Annotated in this window: 1 protein-coding gene; it reads right to left on the bottom strand. The window is 65.7% G+C overall.

Annotated elements, in window-relative coordinates; genetic code table 11:
• Positions 1 to 18 precede the first annotated feature (18 nt).
• On the bottom strand, positions 19 to 233 hold a 215-nt coding region (locus tag SB660_RS23995; RefSeq protein WP_410585131.1), incomplete at its 5' end, for a dUTP diphosphatase.

Genomic DNA, 233 nt, shown 5'->3' on the forward strand with positions numbered 1-233 from the left:
TGCCTTGTGTCTCTCGGATCAGTTGGCGGGCGCGGCGTATCCGGACGAGCCGAAGCCGCCCTCGCCCCGAATGCTCTCGTCAAGCTCGGTGACGGGAAGGAAGTTCGCGCGCAACACCGGGGCGATGATCAGCTGCGCGATGCGGTCGCCCGCTGCGATCGAATAGGGACTCTCACGGTCGGTGTTCAGCAGCGCGACCTTGATCTCGCCACGGTAGCCAGCGTCGATCGTGC

The organism is Bacillus sp. SIMBA_005 (assembly GCF_046535585.1).
Taxonomy (GTDB): domain Bacteria; phylum Bacillota; class Bacilli; order Bacillales; family Bacillaceae; genus Bacillus; species Bacillus pumilus.